Origin of the sequence: uncultured Campylobacter sp. (assembly GCF_938030685.1) — a bacterium.
GTDB lineage: Bacteria > Campylobacterota > Campylobacteria > Campylobacterales > Campylobacteraceae > Campylobacter_B.
Window position 1 is genome coordinate 1 of the sequence record NZ_CALHHX010000172.1, and the last position, 6,980, is coordinate 6,980.

The window sequence follows — 6,980 nt, forward strand, 5'->3', positions numbered from 1 at the left end:
GCGGCGAGATGAGATTAGAATTTTATCCTCGAAGGCTCCATCGGCTTGCTGTAGAAGTAGCCTTGCATATATTTAATCCCCATCTCTTCTAAGATGATTGAAATTTCGTGGTTTTCTACGTATTCGGCGATGAGCTCGTAGCCCTGCTTGCGCGCGAAGTTAGCGATAGTTTCGACGATAGCGCGCGAGTTTTTGTCGTTTGCGATATTTTTGATGAGCGCTCCGTCGATCTTTATGTAATCCACGTCAAGCGTTAAAATTCTATAGTAGTTGGAGTATCCGCTGCCAAAATCGTCTATCGCGACCTTGCAGCCGTAGTTTTTGGCTACGGCGATGAAGCTTCTAAGACTCTCGTAATCGTCGAATTCCTCGCTTTCTAAAATTTCAATAAATAAATTTGAAGCGTTTGGGCTGGATGCGAGCTTGCGCTCTAAAAGCTCCTTGATACCTTCGTTTGCGATGTCAAAATATGAAAGATTTATGCTAAAGCAAGTCCCTGCAAAGCGGTCTAGCAAGCGAAAGGCTTCGTTTATTACTACCTGAGTTAGCGGGATGTAGAGCGAGGTTTGCTTTGCGATGTCGATAAACTCACCTGGGCAGCGCGTCTTGCCCGAACGATCGATTAGGCGGATTAGAATTTCATATACTAACGGGACATAATCACCACCCTCGGTGCCGTATGTGTTGCCGCTAGGATCGCGGTGGGTGATATCAAATATGGGCTGAACAAGCACAAAGACTTGATTTTTCTTGATCGCATTTTGAATGGTGTTGATCATAATCTGATTTTGCAGATATTTTTCCTCAATAGCATTTGGGCGCGAATAAAAGCCCACGTGCTCGTTTTTGCTCTGCGCCTCATACATCGCCATAACCGCCTGAAAGACCCTATTTGCGCCGCCCGCTACATCTGCACGCTCGCTCACGCCCATCGTGATATTTAAAGGCGCGGAGGCAAAGCCCTCGGTGGTATGGAGATTAAAAACTTTATCGGTGAAATATTTGTTTATGATCTCCACGTCGCGCGCGACATTTAGTCCCTCGTAAAATAGGCAAAACTCATCCGATTGGATGCGAAAGATACTAGCTTTGATCTCGTGCGATTCGATACACATTGCAAGCGTGCGCGCAAAGGAGCGCAGAATTTCATTTGTCGTTTCTGCCTTGTAAAAAAGTCGCAAATTTGCAAAATTTACGATAGTGATGTAGATTGCTACGCCCGTTTTTTCGGCGTTTATTAGCTCATATAGCGCTGCTTCGTTGCCCTGGCCCGTAAGATGATCGATATAGACTTGATTGTTTAAGCTCTCCTTCGCGCTCGCAAGAGCTAGCTTCATAATCTCGCGCTCGCCGATGTCATGAGCGTAAAGCGCATATAGCGGCGGCTTGGATGCAGCAGCGATATTTGCTAGCCTTAGGCTCACATCGGCTAGCTCTCCGTTTTTACGTAGTAGGCGCGTATCTTTGGCGCTTTTATTTACTATCCCAGGAAGTTCGATCCCTTTATCTTTGGGCATCAAAACTCCAAGATCGCTTCCTTCCAGCTCACTTTGTTCGTAGCCGCTTAAGCTAAGCGCGCTTTTATTAGCGTATAAAATTTTAAAGCTCTGATCTGCTAAAACTATCGCTTCGCCTGCTTGCTCGCATAGCGCGCTATAGGGTGCGAGGGCGCGTTTGCTACGCAAAGCATCGGAATTTATGATATAAGTAAGCAGTAAAAACGACAAAAATACCGCCGTGTAAAGCATCGTCATTTGCATAAACGAGCCGTAGAATTCCTCGCTAGCGTAAGAAAATCGCTCGCGCAGGCTTGCGAAGCGCTCGTTGAGCAACGAGAGATTATCGCTTACAATGATATTTTGACGCTCGAAATTCCTTAAAATTTGCCGTGCGATTCCTATAAACGCAGCTTCGTCGGGGCTTGACGCATCTGCGCTTTCTAGCGCACTTTTTAAAGCAGAGATCTCGGAGCGATTTTTATAATTAAGCCCTAAAATTTGAGAGTAGAGATTTGCTCTTTGCGCATTTGCGCCACTGGATAAAAATTTTTGCTGCAGACTTTGAAAAAGGATTAAATTTTGCGAATTTAAAGCCCCGAGCTCGTCCAAAAGTGAAATTTTATCGCTAAAAGCGCTTCCGATCGCGCGCACATCGCTGCTAAGTCCGATTTTATCGATGATTTTGTCTTTTTGTAGAGCTTGCAGCACCTGATAGATGCCGCGCATATCGGCATTTGCAATCGAAAAGTCCCTTCTTGCGATCTTTGCATCAAATAATATATTTAAGCGGTTATCGGCGTTATCGATCAAAGCTAGCTCGCGCGAAATCGTGCTAAATCTCGTTACATCTCTTAGCGACGAGAAATAATTCCTGGCGATGATTATGCCTAATATCATAATCCCCACCATCAAAGCCCACATTATCTTATCTTTCATCCTGCGCCTCCGTCATATCGCCTTTAAGCGTAGCTAAAAAGCTCATCAAAGCATCAAGCTCCCCATCGCTAAGATCGTATTTTAGCAGATCCTTTGCGATCTGCCGCACCGCAAGACGCAAATCCGTCTGCCCGTTTACGTAAGGCGCGGTTTGCGTGATATTGCGCAAGCTAGGCACGCGGCGCAGCTCAAATCCATCGGAAGTGAGCCTATGCCTAGGCACATCCTCCTCTTCCGCGCTTGGGCGAATTTTAGTAAAGCTGCCGGTGCCTAGGCTAACGCCGTTGTGACATGCCGAGCATAGCCGCACAAAAAGCACATATCCGTTATATTCGGTATCATTTAGCTTAACCTCGCCGCGCAAAAATTGGTCAAATTTGGAATTTATCGCCGTTTTGGACTTTAAAAATTCCTTCAGCGCATCAATGAAGTTTGCCGTATTCGCCTCGCCGTAAGCACTTTCAAAAGCCTGCTTGTAGGCTAAATTCTTCCTGATAAGCTCTAAAATTCTATCTTCGCTCGCATCAAGCTCGTTCTTGCCAAAGACCGACGCCGCGATCCGCGCTTCAAAGCCCGCGAAATTATAATCGCCCAAGTAGCGGTCAAAATAATAAGAATTTATTAGCGTAGGCACGCGTCCATCGCGCACCGAAGCGCCCGAATCGTTTAGATAGAAGTTATGGCAGCTCTCGCAGGAGCGGCCTTTGCCGCTAAATCTTACATCGGTAAAAATTTTTGCGCCCAGACGAGCCTTTTGTGGGTCATATTTAGGCATCTCAAGCGGCGAGAAAAGATTGCCGCAAAGCCCCAAAAGCGGCGCCAGGCTAAATATAAAACAGCTTAAAGCTCGCTTCGATCTCATCGCTTATCACCCCGTCTTTAGCCCGCTTTTTCAAAATCTCCTCGATCTTGCGCTCGCTAGCCTCCGCGCCGTCCATATGCAGGTGCCACGCGGCGTTTTGCACAGCTTCTTGCAGACTGCGTTTTTGCTCGCGCTTTTCAGTTAAAATTTCGCTTTTAAACTTGATGTCGCGCGCCTTTAGCAGCGCCTCAAACTTTTCGGAGGCGGTAGCAAGTCTTTTAGCTCCTGCGCCGAAGCGCTCAAACAGCGGCGCTAGCATCGATGAATTGCGCTCGCTCGCCCAGTTTAGATAAATTTTTCGCTCGCCCAAAGCTAAAAACGCCCCAAAATCCTCCGTGCTTTTTAGCGCGGGGCTCATAGTAAGAAACGCGATGTCAAAAACTGCGGGAATTTTAAAATTTTCGCTCTCGCGGCTTTTGCTCACAGCGTCTTTTAAATTTAAAGCCTGCGCTTCCTGAGTTTGCGAGTTTGAAATTTTACTTTTCGAGCGTGGATAAATTTTAAAATTTTCATCCGCCGCATTTGCAAAACCATCGCGGCTCAGCCGCTCGCAAAACTCCGCAAAGCTTAAATTTAATACGTTTTGCAAGCTAATGCCAAACTCCTCTGCGCTACGCCTTAGCTCGCGCAGCATCCCCTCCGAGCTATCGATCGCCGTAACCTTGGCGCCCAGCGACGCGAGATACAGCGAGTAAACCCCCGTGCCGGCGCCCACGTCGAGCACGCTTTTGCCCGCAAAGCTCACGCCCCAGCCGCGCAGTATCTCAAACACCCGCTTGCCAAAATCCCCTAGCTCGCCGCTAAATTTGGCGTAACTTTCGGACTTTTTATCCCAGCTATTTTCATCTGGTTTTTCGCCGATTTTCTCCACCGCTCGCCCTTAAATTTTTTGTAATAATAGCAAAATTTGGCAATTTTTCCGAATTTGGGCTATAATAAATGCTTTCAAAATCTAGGCGAAAGGGCGTTCATGGCGGACGTGACGATAAGAAATTTAAGCTTTGCTTACGAAAAACGCGAAATTTTAAAAGATATAAACTTAAACTACGAGCTGCGCGATTTTTTAGCGATTTTCGGGCCCAACGGCGGCGGCAAAAGCACCCTTTTAAAGCTACTTTTGGGGCTATTGCAACCAAGCTCGGGCACGATCGAAATTTTAGGCAGATCGCCCGCGCTTGCCAGGGCGCAAATGGGCTATGTACCGCAGTTCATCGCGATAAACAAAAGCTTTCCCATAAGCGTGCTCGAAGTCGTTTTAATGGGGCTGATAGATAAGAAAATTTTAGGCTTCTACTCCAAATCCGAGCGCGAGCAAGCCATGCAGGCCTTGGAGCGCGTAGGCATGCAGAGCTTAGCCGGCTGCCGTATCAGCGAGCTTAGCGGCGGGCAGAGACAGCGCGTTTACATAGCGCGGGCGCTGTGCGCAAAGGCTAGAATTTTACTTCTTGATGAGCCGCTAGCGAGCATCGACACGATGGGGCAGGTTCAAATTTACGAGCTTTTAAAATCCCTAAACGAGAGCGGCTGCGGCATAATTTTAATCAGCCACGACGTGCAGCTTGCGCTAAACTACGCAAACCGCGCACTTTACGTCGCAAACGGCTCGGCGCACACCCACGAGATCGATCCCGGAAGCAGAGCGGAATTTTTAGATCACCTTAGGCGCGAGCACGGGCACTTCTGCGCCGTTGATCTCGCGCTTAACGAATGCTGCTGCGAGGAGGACAAAAATGGCTGAAATTCTATCCTACGATTTCATGCGAAACGCCCTACTCGGCGGGCTTTTAGTCAGCATAGTCTGCGGCGTCGTGGGCTCTTTAGTCGTGATAAACCGCATGAGCTTCATAGCAGGTGGCATCGCGCACGGCGCATACGGCGGTATCGGCATCGCGCTATTTTTAGGTATCTCGCCCGTGCTGGGAGCTAGCGTATTTGCGCTGTTTTTGGGGCTACTCATCGCCTACGTCACGCTGCGAAACACCGAGCGCTTCGACGCCGTAATCGGCGCGATATGGGCGTTTGGAATGGCGCTAGGGATAATCTTCGCCGATCTCACGCCTGGATACAAATCCGATCTGATGAGCTTTTTATTCGGCTCGATCTTAGCTATAAATCACGAAAATTTAATCTTCATCGGCATTTGCGGCGCGGCATTTGCGGCGCTTACGGCGTGCTTTTACAGGCAGTTTTTAGCAATCAGCTTCGATAAGGAATTTGCTCTGCTGCGCGGGGTAAATACGAGCGTCTTTTACTATGTCCTCGTAGTGATGGCGAGCCTCGCGGTGGTCGCGTCGATTCAGATCGTAGGACTAATCTTAGTAATCTCGCTGATGACGATCCCGCCCTTCATCGCCGAAAAAATTTCAAAAAGCCTAGGCTCGATGATGGCGATAAGCTGCGCGCTATCGGCGCTTTTCTGTGCGGCGGGGCTTATTTTGAGCTTTAAGCTCAATCTAACCAGCGGCGCTTCGATAATCCTAGTCGCCTCGGTCTGCTTTTTCGCAAGCTCGATCTTTAGTAAACTTCGCGCCTAAAAGCCCGCCCAGCTCGCTAAGCAGGATGCCTGCGAGTATCAGCGCCGCGCCTAAAATTTGAAGCGCGCCTAGCTTCTCGCCGAAAGCATACCCCATAATGCCCGCGCTTACGGGCTCCAGCGCGAAAATCAGCACCGTTTTTATCTCGCTTACGCCGCGGTTTTGCGCCATCGTTTGGATCACGAACGCCGCGACGGTGGCAAAGATCGAGGTTAAAACCAGCGCGAAAACAAAATCGAAACTCGGCGAAAAGATCAAATTTCCAAGTACCTTTATCTCGCCTTCAAATTCCGCGTGCGGAGCGAAAACTGCCGCGATCAGCGCGCAGACGCAGACGCAGATAAACTGCACGATCACAAAGCCGTAGAGATTGCTTTTGCGAGCGCAGACGCCCGTAAATACGATGTGAAGCGCGTATGCGAACGCCGAAATCAGCGTCAGCCGCTCGCCTATGCCAAATCCCACCGCGCCGCTTGCTCCGCTTAAAAAATACAGCCCCAAAAGCGCCACGACCGCACCGCCAAAGGCGCTCGCACCGACCTTTTTGCCAAAAAATGCAAGCATCAAAAAGGGCACGATGACGACGTTTAGCCCCAAAATGAACGCCACCGTCGAGGAGAGCGCATAATCAAGCGCTATGGTCTGGCACGAAAAATCGCAAAACAGCATCAGTCCGCAAAACACGCCCCGCCCTATCGTGCCGCGGTCAAATTTGACGCCGAAGCGCAGGCAGGCGAGATAGGTAAAAATGCTCGCCGCCAAAAAGCGCCAAAACAAAAAGCTGAAAACGTCGCCACTATGCAGCGCGCGCTGAACCGGCACGAAAGTGCATCCCCAAACGATCGCCACGAAAAGTAGCCCCAGATCCCACAGCCTGCTAGGCGGAACGGGATTTTGCGCGCGGCTTTGCGCGGAATTGGAATTTTGCCCGAAACTCTGCGCAGAATTCGAGCTTTTCGTGTAGTTTTGCGTAGAGGCAGAATTTTGCGCGGCAGTAGGGCTCTGCGTAGAATTAGAGCTTTGCGCGAAATCGAAATTCTGCGCGGAATTTAAGCTTCGAGCGGAGCTAGAATTCTCTGCCGAATTAGATTTCTTCGCAAAATTCCGCGCCTTAAAATTTTTCAATCCAAAGCTCTGCGGCGTATGAGC

At 49.1% G+C, this 6,980-nt stretch carries 6 protein-coding genes; 2 read left to right on the plus strand and 4 right to left on the minus strand.

Annotated elements, in window-relative coordinates:
* Window positions 1–14: 14 nt before the first annotated feature.
* Genes Q0369_RS07860 through Q0369_RS07870 form a run of 3 tightly spaced genes read right to left on the minus strand, consistent with a single transcriptional unit; the run spans window position 15 to window position 4,168 of the window.
* Window positions 15–2,435, minus strand: a complete 2,421-nt coding sequence (locus tag Q0369_RS07860) for an EAL domain-containing protein (protein ID WP_298098323.1) — start codon at window positions 2,433–2,435, stop codon at window positions 15–17.
* Window positions 2,425–3,297 carry a cytochrome c peroxidase gene (locus Q0369_RS07865; RefSeq protein ID WP_298098325.1) on the minus strand — a complete coding sequence of 291 codons (873 nt, stop codon included), beginning with the start codon at window positions 3,295–3,297 and terminating at the stop codon, window positions 2,425–2,427. The genes Q0369_RS07860 and Q0369_RS07865 overlap by 11 nt, the downstream gene beginning before the upstream one ends.
* Complete coding sequence (locus tag Q0369_RS07870) at window positions 3,260–4,168, minus strand: bifunctional 2-polyprenyl-6-hydroxyphenol methylase/3-demethylubiquinol 3-O-methyltransferase UbiG (protein WP_298098327.1); 909 nt, start codon at window positions 4,166–4,168, stop codon at window positions 3,260–3,262. Before Q0369_RS07870 ends, Q0369_RS07865 begins: the two co-directional genes overlap by 38 nt.
* Before the next feature lie 99 nt (window positions 4,169–4,267).
* On the opposite strand from Q0369_RS07870, the gene Q0369_RS07875 reads away from it, so the two are divergent.
* Window positions 4,268–5,035, plus strand: coding sequence for an ABC transporter ATP-binding protein (locus Q0369_RS07875; protein ID WP_298098331.1), 768 nt, complete (start codon window positions 4,268–4,270; stop codon window positions 5,033–5,035).
* Window positions 5,028–5,831: a metal ABC transporter permease gene (locus Q0369_RS07880; protein WP_177388780.1), complete on the plus strand. Its 804-nt coding sequence runs from the start codon at window positions 5,028–5,030 to the stop codon at window positions 5,829–5,831. Before Q0369_RS07875 ends, Q0369_RS07880 begins: the two co-directional genes overlap by 8 nt.
* On the opposite strand, the gene Q0369_RS07885 is transcribed toward Q0369_RS07880, so the two are convergent.
* Window positions 5,775–6,980: DMT family transporter (locus Q0369_RS07885; protein WP_298098334.1), on the minus strand; the 1,206-nt coding region annotated here is incomplete at its 5' end. The genes Q0369_RS07880 and Q0369_RS07885 overlap by 57 nt on opposite strands.